Origin of the sequence: Nocardia sp. NPDC051030, from assembly GCF_040683015.1 — a bacterium.
GTDB lineage: Bacteria > Actinomycetota > Actinomycetes > Mycobacteriales > Mycobacteriaceae > Nocardia.
On sequence record NZ_JBFBCD010000008.1, the window covers coordinates 84,481 to 103,518 of the forward strand.

The following is a 19,038-nucleotide window of genomic DNA, read 5'->3' on the forward strand; positions in this document are numbered from 1 at the left end:
TATGGAACAGCGTTCCAACATCACGCTCGGAAGGAGCACCCAATGAAGACACCAGTAACGATCGTCGGCGCAGGCCTCGGCGGCCTCGTCCTCGCCCGCGTTCTGCACCTGAACGGAATCCCCGCGACCATCTATGAGGCGGACCCCTCGGCCGAAACCCGCACGCAGGGCGGCCAACTCGACATTCACGAACAAGACGGCCAGCTCGCCCTCGAGGCAGCCGGTCTCACCGAGGAGTTCCGCGCGATCATTCACGTGGGCGGCGAGGCGACGCGCGTGCTCGCCCAGGACGGGGAGGTGCTCCTGGACCAGGCCGATGACGGAAACCGCGGCCGACCCGAGGTGCTCCGCGGCGACCTGCGGCGCATTCTCCTGGACTCCTTGCCCGCGAACACGATTCAGTGGGGGAAGAAACTCACCGACGTCAGGGCACTCGGCGACGGTCGGCACGCCCTGACCTTCGCGGACGGATCCACGGTCACCACCGAACTGCTCGTCGGCGCGGACGGGGCCTGGTCGAAGGTCCGGCCGCTGCTCTCGGCCGCCCAACCCGAGTACGTCGGCACCACGTTCATCGAGACCTACCTGTACGACGCCGACGAACGGCATGCCGCGGCAGCCGAAGCGGTCGGCGGCGGTTCGATGTTCGCGGCCACCCCCGGCAAAGGCATTGCCGCGCACCGCGAGGCGGGAAACGTTCTGCACACCTACGTCCAGCTGAACCGCTCCGAGGCATGGATCGCCGGTATCGATTTCACCGACGCCGCCGCGGCGACCGCGGCCATCGCAGCCGAATTCGACGGGTGGACACCAGAACTCACCGCACTGATCACCGATGGCGAAACCGCGCCGACCCCGCGCCCGATCTACACGCTCCCGAACCGGCACCGCTGGGAACGGGTACCCGGGGTCACGCTCCTCGGCGACGCCGCGCACCTCATGCCGCCCTCCGGCGATGGCGCGAACCTGGCAATGCTCGATGGTGCGGAGCTCGGGCAGGCAATCGCCGCGCACCCCGGCGATATCGAAGCCGCCCTCACCGCCTACGAGACAGCGATGTTCCCGCGCAGCGAATCGACCGCCGGGCACGCACACAAGATCCTGGAGATCTGCCTCGACGACCGCGCACCCTTCGGATTGATCGACCTGTTCAACGGCACTCGCCATGCCGCCGCGCAGTCCTGATCCATGCTCTCCGGCTGCCACCAATGTGCGCGGCCGCAGCGATCACAGCGGGATCCAGGAGGCACCGAGTGCGAAGAGCCCTGAGCCACCCACGAATTCACCGTGCCGAACGTCCACGTCGGCCATGGACCGGGACGGCCGCACGAAGGTCGGAGACGGCACGACCGCCCGCTTTCAGCGTTTGGAGGACCGGGGTCGTCTCCAGGGTTTGGATCGCCTCGAGCGCACCGACCGGGCCGGTGAGGTAGCGATGCAGGGCGGCGGGACTCTGGCACAGGGCTTGGGCGACAAGGTTTGTCGAACCGGTGGTGGCCGCGACGAAGGCGGGTTCGGCATGGGCGGCCAGGGCGGTCGCGACCTCGTTCAGGCGCGCGGGGTGCACGGTCATCCACAGCAGTGCCTGGGTGGTGCCCCCGAGCAGGGTGTCGTCGAATTCGACGTCGAAGAACAGCACACCGGATGTGCGCAGCTCCGCCAATCGCCGGGTGACCGTGGCCTGCGACCATCCGGTAGCCGCCGCAAGCTCACCGATCGTCGCGCGACCGTCCCGCCCGAGCACTCCAAGCAGCGCCGCCTCCGGTCCCGATCTCCGAGGGAGCTGTGGTGGTGTGAATTCGGGGCTGATCGCGCCACCACTGCTCCCTGATCTTGAAGCGACCTCGGGCGCGGCCGGATCGGTGGGCGAATCCGATTGGTGGGTCTGCTGTTGCGGCAGTGCGGATTCGAGGGTGTGGCGCTGAGTCGAGTCGAGGGCGGTGAGGTGGCCTTGCCAGGCGGTGGGGCCGCCGTGGTACGTGTGCAGCACAAGGTGGGCGGAGACGCCGGTTATGCCGGTGGCGCGTGGGAGGTCGTGCAGGAGTAGGGATTTGGTGGGGTCGGCGTGGGAGGGGATGTCTGCCATGAAGAGGATTTCGGTGCCGCCGGACAGGAGCTTGACCCAGGAGGTGTCGGGGCGGCGGGTGAGGGCGTGGGCGAGGTTCTGGGCGGCGGTGGTGGTCGTGGTCAGGCGGACCAGCCATTGGGAGTGGCCGGTGTGGGTGGTGTCGGGGAGGCCGATGACGCGCAGGCCGGTTTCGCGCAGGCGGCGGTAGCGGCGGGTGACGGTTTGGGTGGAGACGCCGAGCACCGCGGCAATGCGGCCGAAGGGGGCGCGACCGTCGATATGCAGGGCGTGGATCAGGCCGCGGTCCACCTCGTCGAGGGTGGTCGCTTCGTTCATATTCGAAGATCATATGGAAGATTTCCGCAGTCTGGTGGCTGCTGCTGGATCGGAGGGCATTCGCCACCGAAGGTGGATCGCAGGGCGCGTTCGATCGGAAGGCGCACAGCGAAAGAGGAAGTAGCGCAATGATTCTTGTCACCGGAGCCACCGGAACCGTGGGCCGCGCACTGGTGGATCAGCTGGTCGAGGCGGGAGCCCGGGTGCGGGCGGTGAGCCGTCGGCCCGCCGAAGCGGGCCTTCCCGCAGGAGTCGAGGTGGTCGGGGCGGATCTCGGTGATCCCGTCGCCGTCGCCGGGGCGATGCAGGGTATCGAGCGGGTATTTCTGCTGTCGAGCGGACCGGAGATTCCCGAGCACGACGGGATCCTCGCGAAGGCCGCCGCCACGGCCGGAGTCACCCGGTTGGTGAAATTGTCCTCCGGTCGCACGGGCGATGATGCCGCGACCGACCCCATTCCCACGTGGCATCGCGCGGGTGAGCAGGCCGTGGAAGCGTCGGGTGTGCCATGGACGATCGTGCGGCCCTTGGGTTTCATGTCCAATGCCCTGCACTGGGCGGGCAGCATTCGCGATCACGACACCGTGTACGCCGCATTCGGTCAGGGCCGGATCGCGGTGGTGGACCCGCGCGATATCGCGGCCGTCGCGGCCGTCGCGCTACTCGGCGAGGGCCATGACGGGCGAACCTACACGCTGAGCGGATCACAGCCCCTGTCCCCCGGCGAGCAGACCGAAATCCTCGCCGAGGTCCTCGGCCGTCCGCTGCACTACGTCGAGGTCTCCCCCGAGCAGGCCCGCTCGGCGATCCTCGACCACGGCGTCCCCGCCGAACTGGCCGATGCGATCATGGCGCTGCGGGCAACCGCGCTGGAGTCGTTCACCTCGGTCGTGTATCCCACCGTGCAAGACGTCACCGGAAGCGCCCCACGCACTTTCGCGCAATGGGCCGCGGATCACGCGGCAGCCTTCGGTCAGGCGCTGCCGGGGCGGACCAGCCCGGTTTCGTAGGCGAGGACCACGGCTTGGACGCGGTCGCGGAGGCCGAGTTTGGTGAGGACTCGGCCCACGTGGGTCTTGACCGTGGCTTCGGAGAGGAAGAGCTGGCCCGCGATCTCGGCATTGGAGCGCCCGGCGGCAATGTGCTCGAGGACTTCGCGCTCGCGGGCGGTGAGCACTTCCAGAATCCCGGGGTCACGACCGGCGGCCGGATCCTCGGCGATGAGGCGGTCGAGTAGTCGCTTGGTGACCTTCGGGGAGACGACCGCGTCACCGCCCGCGACACTGCGAATCGCGGAGATGAGGTCCTCGGGCGGGGTGTCCTTGAGCAGGAACCCGCTGGCCCCGGCGCGCAACGCGCCCAGGGCGTGTTCATCGAGGTCGAAGGTGGTCATGACGAGTACCCGGCTGCCACAACCGGATTCGATGATGCGGCCGGTGGCGGCCACGCCGTCGGTGATCGGCATGCGCACATCCATGAGCACCACATCGGGGCATAGCTCCAGGGCACGAGTGACGGCGGTGGCCCCATTGTCGGCCTCCCCCACCACTTCGATATCGGGGTGGGCACCGAGCACCATCCGCAACCCCGCGCGCATGAGCTCCTGGTCATCGACTACTAGAACGGTGATCGGCACACCCATCAATCTATCGGCCGACCACAGCGAATTACTCGAGCAGGTCCCTAGTCAGCGGGATGGTGGCGCGGACGGTCCAGCCGCCATTGGGGTTCCGGCCTGCGGAAAGGGTGCCGCCGAGCACCGCGATGCGCTCGCGCATACCGACCAGGCCGAGCCCGCTGCCGGGGATGCGGCTGCCCGGCGCGCGGGCCGGTGACGGTGCGGCGAGTTCGTGTGGGAGGCCGCCGGTTCCGTTCGCCGCACCCGCGGGCGCTACGCCGGGAGCCGTGACCAGGGCGCGGCGCGGCGCCGGGCTCGCGGCCGGGATACCACCGGAGTCGACCACCTCGATGACCACGTCGGTCTCGCCGCGCAACACCTTGACTTGGGCGCGGGGGTCGGGCCCGGCGTGGCGCAGGGTATTGGTGAGCGATTCCTGCACGATGCGATGCACGCCGAGGCTGACTTCCGGGCTGACGGTGTCGAGTTCGCCGCTCAATTCGAGCGATACCGACAGGCCGGTGTCCCTCATCATCGCGACGACCTTGGCGATCCCCGCCGTGCCGTGCTGCGGCAGTTCCTCGGGCGCGTGTTCGGTGCGCAGCAGTTCGACGGTGCGGCGGAGTTCCCGCAGGGCTTCGCGGCCGGTGCCCGCGATGGTGGTGAGCGCCTTTTCGGCGACATCCGGGTCGTGGCGCAGCGCGTACCGCGCGCCGTCGGCCTGCACGATCATGACGCTCACCGCGTGCGCGACCACATCGTGCAGCTCGCGTGCGATGCGAGTGCGTTCGAAGGCCACCGCATCGTGGGCTCGGCGCTCCCGGTCGTAATCGGCGACGGCGAGTCGCGCGGCCACCTCGGCGTCGTACGCGTGTCGCGCGCCGACGAATTCGGCCAGCGTCCAGCACAGGGCGTAGTAGAGAGCGGTGAAGGGGATGTCCCCGCCCGCGGGCTTCCCGATCAGCGCGGCCGACAGCAGGCTGTCGAGCACCAGCACCCCCAGGTACCAAAGTCCTTCGCGGCGGCCCACATACGCGACCAGCGTGTACAGCAGGATCCCCAGCCCCAGCAGCGCCGGATGCACCGAGGTGTCATGACCGGCCCCGTGCACGAAACTCGTCATGAGAGACGCGACCACCATCGCCACAGCCGCCGCCCGCGGATGGGTGCGCCGGAACACCACCGGCAGTGGCAGCAACACGCTGATGACGAGGTAGGCCGACTTATTCGTGCTCTCGCCCACGGCAAGCACATCGAGGATCAGCAGCCCCAGGGCCAGCATCGAATCGGTGATCAGCGGCTTCCCACGCAGCCACAAACTGAATCTGCGCATTACCCCACCCTAAAGGTTCCCTCCCACACGCCCTCCCACCAGCGATGCCGACGAGCCGCCGCATCTCCCCGGACTCGCTTGTCCACTCAGTCGGCCAAGATCAGGAAGCCCGGACGACGCGAATCCTGCGAGCAGACACCACTGAACGCCCTCCCTCGAGGGGAGCAGTCGCCGAGGGAGCTGTGGTGGCGGGAATTCGGGGGTGAGAGCGACGTCAGCGCTCCCTGATCTTGGTTGATCGGGCGCGCTGGGACTTGGGCGGGTTTGCCCGAGGGTGGCGCGGGTGCTTGGGTCTGGGGGTGAGTGTTGCGGACTGGGCGGTCTTGCTGACGGCGGCGGTGGCGGCCGGGTGGGTTGATGCGGTGGTGGGCGGGGGTGGGCTGATTGTGCTGCCGACACTGTTCGTGGTGATGCCGGGGCTGGCTCCCCAGACGGCGTTGGGCACCAACAAGATTGCGGCGTTCTCCGGGACCAGCGCGGCGGTGATCACCTTTTCGCGCAAGGTGCCGATGCGGTGGCGGTTATTGGTGCCCGCGGCTGGGATCGCCGCGGTGGCGGCGGCGGGCGGCTCGGCGGCCGTGGCATTGATCGATCGGAAGTTCTTCGTGCCGATCGTGATGGTGGTGCTGGTCGGGGTGGCGATCTTCGTGACCATGCGGCCGTCCATCGGGGTCACCATGGCCACGCATCCGCCGACCCGGCGCAAGACGATTCTGGTGGTGGCGCTGGCGGCGGGGCTGATCGGGCTCTACGACGGCATTCTCGGGCCGGGCACCGGAACGTTCCTCATCATTACCTTCGCCACGCTGCTCGGCACCGAATTCGTGCGGGCCGCCGCCATGGCCAAGGTGGTCAACTGCGGATCCAATCTGGGATCGCTGATCTTCCTGGCCTCGACGGGCCATGTGCTGTGGGCGCTCGGCCTGTCGATGGCGGTGGGGAATGTGGCCGGATCCATTGTGGGTTCGCGCATGGCGCTGGCGCGCGGAGCCGGATTCGTCCGAATCGTGCTGCTGGTTGTGGTGGTGGGCATGGTGATTCGACTGGGCTGGCAGCAGTTCGGCTGACCCCCACCGAATTCGGCGGGGATCAGCCCTGCGGCGTTCGTCAGACCAGGACTTCGGTGCTCGCGCGGCGGACGGCCTCCGCTATGGCGCGACTGTCGGACTCCAGGTCGGACTCGCCCTCCGGAGCCGGGGGTGCGGGCGGTTCGACACTGCGGCGCAGTTCCGGCGCGATCCCCATGCGGCGGTCGGTGAGCATGACCGGTGAGCCCGGATGCACCCGCGCTCGCCAGCTCGGCTGCTCCAGGACGGTCGGACGCATGTGCGGCACCGACGGATTCGGCTGGTCGGCGGCGGGCGTGTCGGCTCGCTCCGCGCCGAATGTCACCATCCGTTCGGGTACCGGGGTGTCGAACCGCTCGGGCCCGGACTTCGCGACCGACGCGGCCTCGGGGGCCGCCAACTGCGTTTCGATCCGATCGGCGAGTGTGGTGATCGCCTCCGGCGCTTCGGTTCGCGGGGCGACGGACGCCTCGGTCCGTGCCGCCGCGTGCGCTGCTTGCACGGCCGCGGTATCGGTCTGGGTCAGCACCGCCCGTGCGGTTTGCAGGGCCGCGGCGTCGGTGGGCTCGGAAGTGGGTAGCTCGGCCCGGGTCGATTGCGCGGGGGCCTGCGTGTCCTCCACCGACTGGCGGTGCGAGTGCGTGCAGGGTGGATTCAGCCAGGGGGCCAGGACTTTCGAGGTGGTTTCTCGGATCTGGCGGTGCAGGCGGTCACCGTCTTCCACGGCCTGACGGTTCTGGAAGAGGGCGGTCAGCGCTCCGGTCACCGCGCCGATGACCGCGCCGACCAAGGCGGCCGCGCCGACTTCGTCCAGTTCTTCGGGGAAGGCGGCCCGTAGCTGGCGGGCGATCTCCTGCTGGGAAGCCAACTGGGCGTAGGCGGCTCGGCCACTCACCGCGGGCACGGTGCGGGATATTTGCGCGCGGAGCACCGCGATGCGCGCGGCGAGGTTGTCGCCGAGGTGATCACCGGGATTGTCCCCGGCGGCGCGCAGCGCGCGCAGCAGTACCTCCACGGGCCGCTCATCGGGGCGGCGGGTGGCGATGGCTTGCACTGCCGCGGTGACCCGTTCGTCGGGTTCGGGGAAGAGCAGTTCCTCTTTACTGGCGAAGTAGTTGAAGAATGTTCTCGTGCCTACTTCGGCGGCGGCGGCGATATCGGCGACGGTGGTCGCCTCGTAACCTCTGGACTCGAACTGTTCGACAGCTGCTTCGAGTAGGGCTCGGCGGGTACGTTCCCGTTTGCGATCGCGGAGTGCGGATGGCGGCACGCGGGCAGACCCTACGGCATCCCGACAGCAAAACGTGGCATGTCCAGGACTTGTCGCGCGCGTTTCATGGTGTGCTTCTTCGCACTTCATGCATTCTTGCAGCGTGTGCATGTTTGCATGCTGCGTATTTCACTCCGCCTGCGTGGATTGTTGAACCCGCGGCGTGCCGACCTCTAGCGTGGTGCGGGTGAGCATCGCAATCAAGGTCGTGGACGAGGAGTTCCGCGCACTGCCCCTGGCCGCGCTGGCCGACGCCGCGCTGTCGGCGGCACGCGCGGCCGGGGCCGACTATGCCGATCTGCGGGTGCATCGACTGTTACAGCAGTCCATCCGATTACGTGACGGCCGGGTCGAATCGGTCAGCGACAGCACCGATCTCGGCTTCGCCGTCCGGGTGATCGTAGACGGCACCTGGGGTTTCGCGTCACATGCCGAGCTGTCCGCGGACTCCGCGGTGGAGGTGGCGCGGCGCGCCGTCACGGTAGCCAAGACATTGCGGTCACTCAATCGGGAGCGTGTGGAGCTGGCCGACGAGCCGCGCTACGACGGTGCGGAATACGTGTCGGCCTACGAGATCGACCCCTTCGCGTTGCCCGCCAATGACAAAGTGGCGCTGCTGCTGGACTATTCGGAGCGGTTGAAGGCCGCCGATGGCGTGGACCATGTGACGGCTTCGGTCTTGCAGGTCAAGGAGCAGACCTACTACGCCGACACCTTCGGCTCGCGCATCACCCAGCAGCGGGTGCGGCTGCATCCCGAGATCGAGGCCATCACCGTCGATCCGGCGGCGGGCGTGTTCGAAACCATGCGCACCCTCGCGGCCCCCGCCGGGCGCGGCTGGGAGTACGTGAGCGGCGCGGACGGAACCTGGGACTGGGCGGGCGAACTCGCGCAGATCCCGGAGTGGCTGGCCGAGAAGGTCAAGGCCCCGACCGTCCAGGCCGGAGCCACCGACCTGGTCATCGACCCCACCAATCTGTGGCTGACCATTCACGAGTCGATCGGCCACGCCACCGAATACGACCGGGCCATCGGCTATGAATCCGCCTACGCCGGAACCTCCTTCGCCACCCCCGATCAATTGGGCACGCTGAAGTACGGCACGCCGATCATGCATGTCACCGGTGACCGCACCCAGCAGCACGGGCTCGCCTCGGTCGGCTGGGACGACGAGGGCGTGGCCGGGCAGCGCTGGGACCTGGTGCGCGACGGCACTCTGGTCGGCTATCAACTGGACCGGGTCTTCGCCCCGCGGCTCGGCCTGGAACGTTCCAATGGCTGCTCCTACGCCGACTCCGCGCATCACGTACCGATCCAGCGCATGGCCAATGTGTCGCTGCAGCCCGATCCCGAGCGCGACACCTCCACCGCGGAACTCATCTCCCGCGTCGAGAACGGCCTGTACATCGTCGGCGACAAATCCTGGTCGATCGATATGCAGCGCTATAACTTCCAGTTCACCGGCCAGCGGTTCTTCCGCATTCGCAATGGTGAACTGGCCGGGCAGGTGCGTGATGTCGCCTACCAGGCCACCACCACCGACTTCTGGGGTTCGATGGAAGCGGTCGGCGGTCCGTCCACCTGGGTGCTGGGCGGCGCGTTCAACTGCGGTAAGGCTCAGCCCGGCCAGGTGGCGGCCGTATCGCACGGCTGCCCGTCGATCCTGGTGCGCGGCATCAATGTTCTCAATACCCGTGCCGAAGCCGGGCAGTGAGGAAGGAACCACAAGTGAGCGTGCTCCCCGCCCCCGAGGTCGTCGAGGCCGCGCTGCGGTCCTCGCGCGCCGATGAGGCCATTGTGATCGTGACCGACGCGCATGAGGCGTCGCTGCGCTGGGCCGGTAATTCCATGACCACCAATGGGTCCTCGGTATCGAGGAACTGGGTCGTGGTGTCGGTATTCCGCGACGGGCCGAATGCCGCGCGAGTGGGCAGCGTGAGTTCCACCAGCGTGCAGGCCGCCGATATCGACGCCGTGGTGCGGGCCAGCGAGGAGGCCGCGCGCACCGCCGAACCCGCCAAGGACGCCATGCCGCTGCTGGATTCGGCGGCGGTCGATGCGAGCGCGCCCGATCAGCGGTTGCCGTGGGACGACGCACCCGGCACCACCGACATCACCGTCTTCTCGGATCTGGCCCGCGATCTCGCCGTCGGCTTCGACGAGGCCGATGCGCTCTACGGGTTCGCGCATCATCAGGTGCATTCCACCTGGCTGGGGACTTCCACCGGGCTGCGGCGGCGCTGGGTGCAGCCGACCGGATCGGTGGAGATCAATGGCAAGCGCGGTGCCGGAGCGGATCTGGCCAGCGCGTGGGTGGGTGCGGGCACACTCGATTTCACCGATATCGATACTCCCGGGCTGCTGGCGGAACTGTCGCGGCGACTGGATTGGAGCAAGCGGCGCGTCGATCTCCCGGCCGGGCGGTACGAAACGCTGCTGCCGCCGTCCGCGGTCGCCGATCTGATGATCTATCTGGCCTGGTCCATGGCGGGTCGCGGCGCGCACGAAGGGCACACCGCGTTCTCCCGCAAGGGCGGCACCCGAATCGGCGAGCGGCTCACCGAGATTCCGCTCACCCTCTACTCGGATCCGAGCGCGGCCGGGCTGGAATATCGGCCGTTCGTGGCCACTTCGTCCTCCTCGGAACAGCTTTCGGTGTTCGACAATGGCCTCAGCGCGCAGCGCACCGATTGGGTGCGCGAAGGCGTGATCGAATCCCTGATCTACCCGCGCGCCACCGCCGCCGAATTCGGCGCGCCCACCACGGTTCCCGGCGAAAACATGCTCATGACCGGCGGTTCCGAAGCCACCCTCCCGGAAATGATCGCGAATACCGAACGCGGCCTACTGCTCACCTGCCTCTGGTACATCCGCGAGGTCGACCCGGCCACGCTGCTGCTCACCGGCCTCACCCGCGATGGCGTCTACCTCGTGGAGAACGGCGAAGTCACCGCGGCCGTCAATAACTTCCGCTTCAACGAGAGCCCCCTCGACCTCCTGCGCCGAGTCTCGGAGGCGGGCCGCACCGAAATCACCCTCCCCCGCGAGTGGAAAGACTGGTTCACCCGCACCGCCATGCCCGCCTTGCGGATTCCCGACTTCCACATGTCCTCGGTCAGCAAGGCGACCTAGCGCGCGACCGACCGCCATTCCCGGCGCACAGTTCTCGAATCCACTGCGGCCCGCCTCGATCCCCACCGAGGCGGGCCGTTGTGCGTCGATATTCGATTGCGTTCCACTCCAGTCGGATCAGCTGATCCGATGTGACTGTCAGGGAGCGGGATGCACACGCAGGCGGACGACGGCGGTGCCTTTTTCGCGGGCCGCGCGTAGTTCGTCGCGGTTGACGGTGCCGTCGGGCTCGAGGGAGATGCCCGCGAAGCGGCCGTGGGTGGGGTTGTGGGTGAGGATGATTCGGTAGAGGTCGGCCATCCGGTCCTCGTCGGTGATGATCTCCCAGTCGGCGGTGAGGGTGCGTCGGCGGAGCTCGAGGTGGGCGGGTTCGCCGGGGCGCAGGTTGCGGGGCCAGCGGGCGGCGGTGCCGATGAGGATGTGGCCCTCGTGTTCGACGTAGCCGACCGGGTTCTCGTAGCGGTGGCCGGTTTTGCGGCCCGTCACGGTGATGATCAGCAGTTTGGTGCTGGCCAGGCCGTGCAGTGGTGAGCGCAGGAGAGCGCGCATGATCGCGTTGAACGAGCGCTGAGTTCGGCCCGATTGGGGGGTGGTTGCGGGTTTCGCGGGACTGGACATGGTGAGTACCTCCGCGGCACATAATTACTGAGTCCTTACTCAGAAAATACGACGAGATGCGGCATACTGCAAGGGCACGAGAGCGAAAAGGCAGGAGGCGATGTGGAATCCGAGCGCGTGCGCCGCACCCGCGGCCGCCCGAGCACCGGGGTGCGCGAGGCCGTCATCGACAGCGCACAGCGAGTGCTCACCGAATCCGGAGTCGCCCGGCTGTCCACCAAGGCGGTCGCGGCGCGCGCCGGAGTCGCGGAATCCAGCATCTTCTACCACTTCGGCGACCGAATGGGACTGCTACAGGCGGTCATTCAACAGCAGCTGCGCCCATTGAAGAACCTACTCACCGAGGGCGACACCACCGCCGAGCGCGATCTGCGCACGGACCTGCTCACCCTGCTCGGCATTCTCGAGGACTTCTTCCACGCCGCCATCCCGGTCATGGCCGCGGTCCAATCCGACGCCGAACTGGGCGCGATCTACCGTGAGCGCAGCCGCGATCTCGACCTCGGCCCACACCGCGCGGTCGATGCGGTGGTCGCCCATCTGTCCGGCCGATTCCCCGCCACGACCGACGCCGACCTGCGCCCGGTCGCCCTCCTGCTCACCGGCGCGGCGCACCAGCGCGCGCTGCAACGCCACCTCAGCCCGCCCGAAGCGGCCTCGGGACTGCCCGCCGCCGCCACCATCGCGGACACCGTGCTTCCACTGCTGCAACGCGGTTGAGCCGGACGCCAGATGCGGGCGCGCTAGCTCGCGGCGAAGGATTCCAGCTGAATGCTGCGGTACAGGTCGCGCAGCTTCTCATAGCGGAATCTGTTGTACGCCATCGGCGAGAGCGTCAGGCGGCGCGGTAGGTGACGCCAGGCCAGGCCCGCGAGACCTGTGTAGAGCGCGAATTCGTAGCGATGCCAGGGTCTTTGCGGCGGGCCGAGCAGTTCCCGCATGCGCGGGTGCGCCGCACCGGCCGCGCAGATCAGAGGCGGCCGGGTGGCGAAGGGGAGGACCAGTTGCCAGATCGGTTGCAGCAGTGGACGTAATGCGGCGGGCACGATCAGCGCGGGCAAGGGCAGCTCACCGAAGTGACGATCGGCGAAGCGCAGGAACTCATTGTCGGCGAGCTTGGTGCGGGCGACGCCGTCGTAGTACTCGTTCATCTCGATGAGGGTGGCGGGCAGCTTGGTTGCCTGGCCGGGCAGTTCCAGCGGCTCGATGGCCACGCGGATCGTCTGATAGACGATCTCGTGCTCATCGGGGTCGAGTGTGCGCCCGGCGGTATGCACGTAGGCCTGATAGATGGCGTTGATTCCGCTGACCGCCACCCATTTCCAGGTGTCGGGGCTCAGCGCGCTGTACCGGGTGTCGGCGAAGCCATCCTTGCCGGTGCCGCGGACCGCGCGATGCTTCTGCTTGAGACTTTCGATCTCCTCCTGAATGTCCGCGCGATCGCCGAAGGTCATGAGCTCTACGTGGGCGAAGCTGCGCACGCCCCGATCGGTGAAATTGCGGGCGAATCGTCCGGTGCGATCCACGCTGGCGGCAATCTCCCGATACGCCACCTGATCGAAGGCGAGCCGCCCGAACAGGCCCGCGATGAGTGATCCGGTGAACCACCGGACATCCTCGGCGAGGGCCTCGCCGGGCGTGGGTCGCGCTGCGCGACGGGTGAAGTCGTGGACGGTGGCCATATCACTGCTGCCGGTCATGCCGAGCACCTCCGCTGCGCTGCGGGAAATTCGAGGTAGTTCGACGGTATGCCCGGCACTTCGGGGGTGGCAAGTCGTTCGACTGGTCATGTACCCGATTGTTGAGAGGTTGTGATAAAGACCGTCTCACCACGCCACGTTTGTTGCGCCACAAGCGAACACAGTGCGCCATTGCCCGATCGGGTGCATCCTGGGAGCAGAGCAAGAGCGTAATCATGTAATCGGGATGGTGGTCGTCGTGGACGACGAAGCTGCCTTTTCGCCGACCGCACGGCCGAATCCGGACGGCGATGGTCATAGCGAGTATTCGGATCATAGCGCCGAATCCACGGCCATGGATCCGCTGGCACCGGCGCGCAAAGGCCCGCCGGACGAGTCGGATTCCGCTGCGCTGGACGCCTATTCGCGCTCGGTGATCTCGGTGGCCGCCTCGGTCACCCCGCATGTCGCCAGCGTGCAGACGCGGCGCGGCGGCGGATCCGGGGTGGTCTTCACCGATGACGGGTTCCTGCTGACCAATGCCCATGTGGTGGGGTCGGCGGAGAACGGGGTCGTGGTCTTCGCCGACGGGCTGGAGTCGAGATTCGATGTGATCGGCGTGGATCCGCTCTCGGATCTGGCCGTGCTGCGAGCGCGCGGCGGCGCGCCCCGGGCGGCGACGCTCGGAGACGCCGATCACCTGGTCGTCGGTCAGCTGGTGGTGGCGGTGGGCAGCCCACTGGGGCTGGCCGGGTCGGTGACGGCGGGCGTGGTGAGCGCGCTGGGCCGTTCGGTGCCGGTGGGCAATCGCCGCGCCGCACGCGTCATCGAGGATGTGATCCAGACCGATGCCGCGCTCAATCCGGGCAATTCCGGTGGTGCGCTGGCGGATTCGGCCGGAAGAGTGGTCGGGATCAATACCGCGGTCGCGGGGATCGGGCTGGGGCTGGCGATTCCGATCAATATCACCACGCGCCGAATCATCACCACCCTGCTGCACGAGGGTCGGGTGCGGCGGGCCTACCTCGGCATTGTCGGGGTGCCCGCTCCCCTACCGGCGCCGGTCGCCGAACGCACAGGCCAGGATGCCGGGCTACGGATTGTCGAGATCGTGCGCGGCGGCCCGGCCGAACGCGCGGGACTGCGGCGCGGGGATCTGGTGTTGAGCATCGCGCGCAAGGAAGTGCGGGACGCGCAGGGTATTCAGAGCCAGCTGTTCGCCGATGCCATCGGGCGCTCACTGCCTGTGACGGTGCTGCGCAATGGGGCGATGGTGGACGTCATCGCCGTTCCGATCGAGCTCAGTATCGACTGACGCGGGGGCCGGTCGGCGGGCGAGCTTCCCATGCCGAGGAAGCCCGTAACCACCGGTTCGACCTTCAGGAAGCCGAGCGGCGAGCCGTCTCCACGCTGGGCTGCCAGACCTCGGCGAGTTCGCTGAGGTCGATACCCAGCGCGCGGCTCAGCGCGACCACGGTGCCGAAGGCCGGGGTGGGCATGCGGCCTGATTCGATCTTGCGCAGCGTCTCCGGGGAAATGCCCGCACTCTCGGCGATCGCGGCCTGGTCGCGCCCGGCGCGGGCCGTGCGCAGTGCGGTGCCGAGTCGGCGACCGGCCTCGAGCTGCGCGGGAGTCAATGGGAGTCGGACCATGGCTGCCACCATACGGTTGGTATAAAAATACCGCAACCGCTATCGTCGGTATTAAAATACCGATACGGAGGTTGTCATGGTGGAACTCAAGACCGCGAACGAGCTGGCCCGCATGCGGGTCACCGGCGGTTTCGTCGCCGAGGTGCTCGCGGAACTGCGCACCAAGGCACAGATCGGGGTGAATCTGCTCGAGCTGGAAGCGATTGTGCGCGAGCGCATCCGGCAGCGCGGCGCGGTCTCCTGCTATTGGGATTACGCACCCTCCTTCGGGCGCGGGCCGTTCCGGAACACCATCTGCCTGTCGGTGAACGACGCGGTCCTGCACGGCCTTCCCTTCGACTACACCCTGCGCGACGGCGATGTGCTGAGCATGGACCTGGCCGTGAGCATCGACGGCTGGGTCGCCGATTCGGCCACCACCGTCATTGTCGGCACACCCGATGCCGAGGACGCGCGGCTGGTGCGCGCCACCGAGGAAGCCCTCGAGGCCGCCATCGCGGTATGCCTGCCCGGCAATCGAATCGGCGATATCTCCGCGGCCATCGCGGGCGTGGCGCACGCCGCCGGATACCCGGTGAACCTCGAATTCGGCGGCCACGGACTGGGCCGCACCATGCACGAGGATCCCCATATCGCCAATGCCGGGCGGGCCGGGCGCGGCTATCGCCTGCAGCCGGGCCTGACCATCGCCATCGAACCGTGGTTCGCGCGCGGCACCGATCGCGTGGTCACCGCCGAGGACGGCTGGACCATTCGCTCCGCCGACGGCTCCCGCACCGCGCACTCCGAGCACACCGTGGCGATCACCGAGGCCGGACCGCAGGTCCTCACTCGCATCGGCTGACCGCGAGAGATCACTCCCCACTCCAAAGCGTCGCTGCGCGATACTGTTTCGATGGGTAACGACGACGCCACACCGCCGAACGCAGGCAGCGGCCCCCTGGCAACCGCCATGGCGGGCCTCGAACGCGACCAGCGCCGCTTCCCGGAAGGCCGGCGCCGCATCTTCCTCGCCGCCATCGACGCCTTCGCCGAACGCGGGTTCCACGCCACCACCACCCGCGATATCGCCGCCCGCGCGGGCCTCAGCCCCGCCGGGCTATACGTCCACTTCGGCTCCAAAGAGGAAGTGCTACACCGCATCTCCGTCTCGGCCATGCGGCTGACCGAACAGGTGGCCATTACGGCCGTCACCGCGCCGGGCACGGTCTCGGCCCGCCTTGCCGCCGCCATCAGCGAACTCACCGCCTGGCACGCCGAGCACGGCGCGTCGGTGCGGGTGGTCCTGCACCATCTGACCGACCTCACGCCCGAGCACCGCGCCGAGGTCCTGGAACTTCAGCGCAGTATTCACAAGGTGGTCCGCGACCTGGTCGCCGAAGGCATTACCTGCGGCGACTTCACGGTAGCCGACCCCGGCGCGACCGCCATTGCCCTGCTCTCGCTCTGTGTGGACACGGCCCGCTGGTATCACCCCGACTACCGCCGCTCCCCCGACGAAATAGCCGCCGACTACGCCGCCACCGCCCTCCGCATGGTCGCCGCCCGCGCCGAGTAGCGCCGCCACAGGCCATCCGCCTTCGGCTCTTCGCCCCCGAAATCGAGTGCGATTACAGGGGTGAAGAGGAGGAAAGGTGTGCGAAGTCGCCCGGAACTCGCCCGGTCAGTCTGTGGCGTTGAGCCAATGCTGGAGGGCGGTGACCGTTTGGAGTTCGGCCGCGACGGCGGCGCGGTCGAGGGCGGTGAGGTCGAGGGCTTCGATTTCGGCGATCAGTTCGGCTACCCGAGCGGGATTGCCTGCGGCGGTGGCTATTTCGGCAAGCATGGCCAGGGCGCGGCCACGGTCCAGCGGGGACGCCGTGGCGGCGTGGCGGCGGAGACCGACTTCGATTATCCGGACGGCGGTGGGGTCGTCCATCTTCTCGTCTCGGAGGATGCGGGCATTATCGAGGACCTTGGCCAGGCCCTTCAGTTTCTTGGAGCCGCCGTATTCGGGGTCGGGTTCGTCGCGCTCCACGTAGAGGATGGTGTTGCCGACCGGGTCCACGACGCTGAAGCGGGTTTGACCGGGACGGAAGCGGGTGATGCGCGGGGTTCCCCGAGCCGGGATCCGGCCGTAGCGGGCGCGCAGGGCCGCGGTGAATTCGATATGCCACGGTTCGACGTCATCGACGAAGACGAGGCAGCCGATGTGCGCCTGTTGGGCGTCGATGTCCTTGGGCGTGGGGCCGAAATGCAGTTGGAAGCCGTCGCGCTCCACCGCGCCGTAGGGATACGGGCGGGTCATCTCGTAGGTGACCTTGTAGCCGAGGGTGCGGTAGAAGTCGAGTGTCTCGGGCAGGTTGCCCGCCCAGAGCATGGGAACCGATATGGCAGCCAATGAATGCCTCCTCGCGGTGATCGTCGTCCAATCCACCGTACGAAGGCGGGAGGCCTACACGCACATAACTCATGGGGTGATCAATCCCGCCCCGACCAGGCTTGCGTCCCGTCGAGTCGCGCTATCTGCGGCACCTGATCACCACCGGATAGGCTGCCAGCGTGGACAACCCCTTCGGGCCTGCGGGCACCGCGAACTACGTGCAGCTGACCTCGTTCAAGAAGGACGGCACGCCGGTCGGCACCCCCGTGTGGGCCGCGCTGGACGGTGGCCGCCTCTATGTCTGGACCGTCACCGACAGCTGGAAGGTCAAGCGCATCCGGCGCAATCCGCAGGTCACCGTGCAGCCGTGCGATCTGCGCGGCAAGGTGCACGGTGACGTGGTCGAGGGCACCGCGGCGGTGCTCGATGCCGCGGGCTCCGACCGGGTGCGGGGTTTGATCAAGCGCCGCTATGGCATTGCGGGCTTGGTCACCGTGCTGGGCAGTCAGCTGCGCCGCGGCAAGTCCGGCACCATCGGCATCGAGATCGCCGCCGCGTAGGCGATCGGCTCGGGCGGCACGCTGCGGGCTGCCGCCCGAATTTCCCGGCGGGCTAGTCGAGCAGTTGGGTGACGGCGAGACCGACGGACGCGTCCCGACCGCGAAACAGCTTGTGCCCCTTGATCAATAGCTTGCCGATCAGGCCGTACTTGCCGTATACGACCTCACGAACATGTTCGGTTTCGGCGGCGTCGAGCACGACGGCGGTACCCGAGATCTCCTCGACGCCGCGCACCCGGCCGCGATTATCGGAAATCTGAAGCTTCACCAGCGGAGTCCGGCTGATGCGCTTCACCTTCCAGGTACCGACACTGGTCCAGATGACGATGCGGTCGCCGTCGGGAGCCACCCACACCGGAGAACCGACCGGGGTGCCGTCCTTCTTGAAGGTGGTGAGTCGTGCGTATTTGGCCTGGGCCAGGTCATTCCATGTCATACGCCAACGGTATTGCCGCGCCCGGCAGGGTCACATCCGCGCACGAGCGCGCATTCGCCTACGCCTGGAGTCGTACTCGGGACGGGTAGTCGTACGCGCTCACGCCGGAACCGGGCGCGGCCCGACCGCCGGACCCTGCGGCCCGGCGGCCTACGAGATGTGCCGTATCTACCGCGTCATGGTTGATCGGCGGCGATGAGCGCGCCGAGCAGTCCGCCGACGCCACAGCCGACAATGGCTCCGACGATGAAGAACCAGATACCGATCGCGATACCGACAATGCAGCCGATCACCGCGCCCGCGACGATCGAACCCGTATTGGAGATGTTCTGTAGCGCGGCCACGTCGGTGGTGGGCGCGACGATATCCGCCATGCTGGCGGGCCGGACCGTCAATGTGGTTCCGGCGGCGTCGACTTCGGGGACCACGCTCACCGACCGATCGGCGACCTGATAGACCAGCGGTAGCGAGCTCATGACCTCGCCATTCGCGCCGATCACATTGACTATGCCACCGGCGATTTCGAAATGCCCGCCGACGAGTGTGGTACTCACCGTGGAGCGATCGGTGGCCAGGCTGGTGGTGTATTCGACCCCTCGATCGACACCACTCACACCCGGAATGGCGACGGCCGGTTCACCGTGCGCGGTAACGGTCGCCATACACAGCGCGGCGACGGAAAGTAAGGCTGTAGCGGCAATTCTGGCGATTCTCATGATGGTTCCCTGCAATCGATGAGCCGATTCACCGCAGTACGGAGTAGACGTAATCCGGGGAGGAAACGTCGACACACTACGATTCGATTGCGCGTACTCTTGCGACGCGGCGAATCGGGGAATCCACTTCCAATTGTTCGGCCCAATATGGGGATTGGGTTGTCCGGTGCCTCCCCGAGTCTGGCGGCCGA

General features: G+C 67.7%; 20 protein-coding genes. 10 read left to right on the forward strand and 10 right to left on the reverse strand.

Going from position 1 to position 19,038, the window contains the following annotated elements; all coding sequences use genetic code 11:
- Positions 1-42 precede the first annotated feature (42 nt).
- Complete coding sequence (locus tag AB0N05_RS25905; protein WP_364698449.1) at positions 43-1,185, forward strand: NAD(P)/FAD-dependent oxidoreductase; 1,143 nt, start codon at positions 43-45, stop codon at positions 1,183-1,185.
- A 97-nt stretch (positions 1,186-1,282) separates the two neighbouring features.
- Here AB0N05_RS25905 and AB0N05_RS25910 read toward each other — a convergent pair whose 3' ends face one another.
- Positions 1,283-2,404, reverse strand: coding sequence for an AsnC family transcriptional regulator (locus AB0N05_RS25910; protein WP_364698450.1), 1,122 nt, complete (start codon positions 2,402-2,404; stop codon positions 1,283-1,285).
- A 128-nt stretch (positions 2,405-2,532) separates the two neighbouring features.
- Between AB0N05_RS25910 and AB0N05_RS25915 the strand changes: the two genes are divergently transcribed.
- On the forward strand, positions 2,533-3,414 hold the full coding sequence (locus AB0N05_RS25915; protein ID WP_364698451.1) for an NAD(P)H-binding protein: 882 nt from the start codon (positions 2,533-2,535) through the stop codon (positions 3,412-3,414).
- Here AB0N05_RS25915 and AB0N05_RS25920 read toward each other — a convergent pair.
- Positions 3,378-4,040, reverse strand: coding sequence for a response regulator transcription factor (locus AB0N05_RS25920; protein ID WP_364698452.1), 663 nt, complete (start codon positions 4,038-4,040; stop codon positions 3,378-3,380). The two genes, AB0N05_RS25915 and AB0N05_RS25920, sit on opposite strands and share 37 nt — an antisense overlap.
- A 31-nt stretch (positions 4,041-4,071) precedes the next feature.
- The gene (locus AB0N05_RS25925) at positions 4,072-5,355 is read right to left on the reverse strand and encodes a histidine kinase (protein ID WP_364698453.1); all 1,284 of its coding nucleotides are present in this window, start codon (positions 5,353-5,355) and stop codon (positions 4,072-4,074) included.
- A 299-nt stretch (positions 5,356-5,654) separates the two neighbouring features.
- Between AB0N05_RS25925 and AB0N05_RS25930 the strand changes: the two genes are divergently transcribed.
- Complete coding sequence (locus AB0N05_RS25930; protein ID WP_364698454.1) at positions 5,655-6,422, forward strand: TSUP family transporter; 768 nt, start codon at positions 5,655-5,657, stop codon at positions 6,420-6,422.
- A 40-nt stretch (positions 6,423-6,462) separates the two neighbouring features.
- Here AB0N05_RS25930 and AB0N05_RS25935 read toward each other — a convergent pair whose 3' ends face one another.
- Entirely contained in the window at positions 6,463-7,692 is a 1,230-nt protein-coding gene (locus tag AB0N05_RS25935) for a helix-turn-helix domain-containing protein (RefSeq protein WP_364698455.1), read from the reverse strand.
- A gap of 187 nt (positions 7,693-7,879) precedes the next feature.
- Here AB0N05_RS25935 and AB0N05_RS25940 point away from each other — a divergent pair, with 187 nt between their 5' ends.
- Positions 7,880-9,406 (forward strand): TldD/PmbA family protein, encoded by a 1,527-nt coding sequence (locus AB0N05_RS25940; protein ID WP_364698456.1) that lies wholly within the window; start codon positions 7,880-7,882, stop codon positions 9,404-9,406.
- A gap of 20 nt (positions 9,407-9,426) precedes the next feature.
- On the forward strand, positions 9,427-10,824 hold the full coding sequence (locus AB0N05_RS25945; protein ID WP_364699087.1) for a TldD/PmbA family protein: 1,398 nt from the start codon (positions 9,427-9,429) through the stop codon (positions 10,822-10,824).
- A gap of 138 nt (positions 10,825-10,962) precedes the next feature.
- Here the strand turns inward: AB0N05_RS25945 and AB0N05_RS25950 are convergent, their stop codons facing one another.
- Complete coding sequence (locus AB0N05_RS25950) at positions 10,963-11,442, reverse strand: nitroreductase/quinone reductase family protein (protein WP_364698457.1); 480 nt, start codon at positions 11,440-11,442, stop codon at positions 10,963-10,965.
- 102 nt (positions 11,443-11,544) lie between these two features.
- Here AB0N05_RS25950 and AB0N05_RS25955 point away from each other — a divergent pair, with 102 nt between their 5' ends.
- Positions 11,545-12,162, forward strand: coding sequence for a TetR/AcrR family transcriptional regulator (locus tag AB0N05_RS25955; protein WP_364698458.1), 618 nt, complete (start codon positions 11,545-11,547; stop codon positions 12,160-12,162).
- Between the two features lie 23 nt (positions 12,163-12,185).
- Here AB0N05_RS25955 and AB0N05_RS25960 read toward each other — a convergent pair whose 3' ends face one another.
- Entirely contained in the window at positions 12,186-13,142 is a 957-nt protein-coding gene (locus AB0N05_RS25960) for an oxygenase MpaB family protein (RefSeq protein ID WP_364698459.1), read from the reverse strand.
- Positions 13,143-13,476: 334 nt separating this feature from the next.
- On the opposite strand from AB0N05_RS25960, the gene AB0N05_RS25965 reads away from it, so the two are divergent.
- Positions 13,477-14,436 carry a trypsin-like peptidase domain-containing protein gene (locus tag AB0N05_RS25965; protein ID WP_364699089.1) on the forward strand — a complete coding sequence of 320 codons (960 nt, stop codon included), beginning with the start codon at positions 13,477-13,479 and terminating at the stop codon, positions 14,434-14,436.
- Positions 14,437-14,500: 64 nt separating this feature from the next.
- Here AB0N05_RS25965 and AB0N05_RS25970 read toward each other — a convergent pair whose 3' ends face one another.
- Positions 14,501-14,773, reverse strand: coding sequence for a helix-turn-helix transcriptional regulator (locus tag AB0N05_RS25970; protein ID WP_364698460.1), 273 nt, complete (start codon positions 14,771-14,773; stop codon positions 14,501-14,503).
- A 76-nt stretch (positions 14,774-14,849) separates the two neighbouring features.
- Here AB0N05_RS25970 and map point away from each other — a divergent pair, with 76 nt between their 5' ends.
- Both map and AB0N05_RS25980 read left to right on the forward strand, forming a co-directional pair.
- Positions 14,850-15,617: a type I methionyl aminopeptidase gene (map, locus tag AB0N05_RS25975; protein ID WP_364698461.1), complete on the forward strand. Its 768-nt coding sequence runs from the start codon at positions 14,850-14,852 to the stop codon at positions 15,615-15,617.
- Positions 15,618-15,668: 51 nt separating this feature from the next.
- Positions 15,669-16,331, forward strand: coding sequence for a TetR/AcrR family transcriptional regulator (locus AB0N05_RS25980; RefSeq protein ID WP_364698462.1), 663 nt, complete (start codon positions 15,669-15,671; stop codon positions 16,329-16,331).
- 105 nt (positions 16,332-16,436) lie between these two features.
- Here AB0N05_RS25980 and AB0N05_RS25985 read toward each other — a convergent pair whose 3' ends face one another.
- Positions 16,437-17,153 (reverse strand): glyoxalase, encoded by a 717-nt coding sequence (locus tag AB0N05_RS25985; RefSeq protein ID WP_364698463.1) that lies wholly within the window; start codon positions 17,151-17,153, stop codon positions 16,437-16,439.
- A gap of 161 nt (positions 17,154-17,314) precedes the next feature.
- Here AB0N05_RS25985 and AB0N05_RS25990 point away from each other — a divergent pair, with 161 nt between their 5' ends.
- Positions 17,315-17,695, forward strand: coding sequence for a PPOX class F420-dependent oxidoreductase (locus AB0N05_RS25990; RefSeq protein WP_364698464.1), 381 nt, complete (start codon positions 17,315-17,317; stop codon positions 17,693-17,695).
- A gap of 52 nt (positions 17,696-17,747) precedes the next feature.
- Here AB0N05_RS25990 and AB0N05_RS25995 read toward each other — a convergent pair whose 3' ends face one another.
- Both AB0N05_RS25995 and AB0N05_RS26000 read right to left on the reverse strand, forming a co-directional pair.
- Positions 17,748-18,131, reverse strand: coding sequence for a PPOX class F420-dependent oxidoreductase (locus AB0N05_RS25995; protein WP_364698465.1), 384 nt, complete (start codon positions 18,129-18,131; stop codon positions 17,748-17,750).
- A gap of 176 nt (positions 18,132-18,307) precedes the next feature.
- Complete coding sequence (locus tag AB0N05_RS26000) at positions 18,308-18,847, reverse strand: hypothetical protein (protein WP_364698466.1); 540 nt, start codon at positions 18,845-18,847, stop codon at positions 18,308-18,310.
- Between the last annotated feature and the right edge of the window lie 191 nt (positions 18,848-19,038).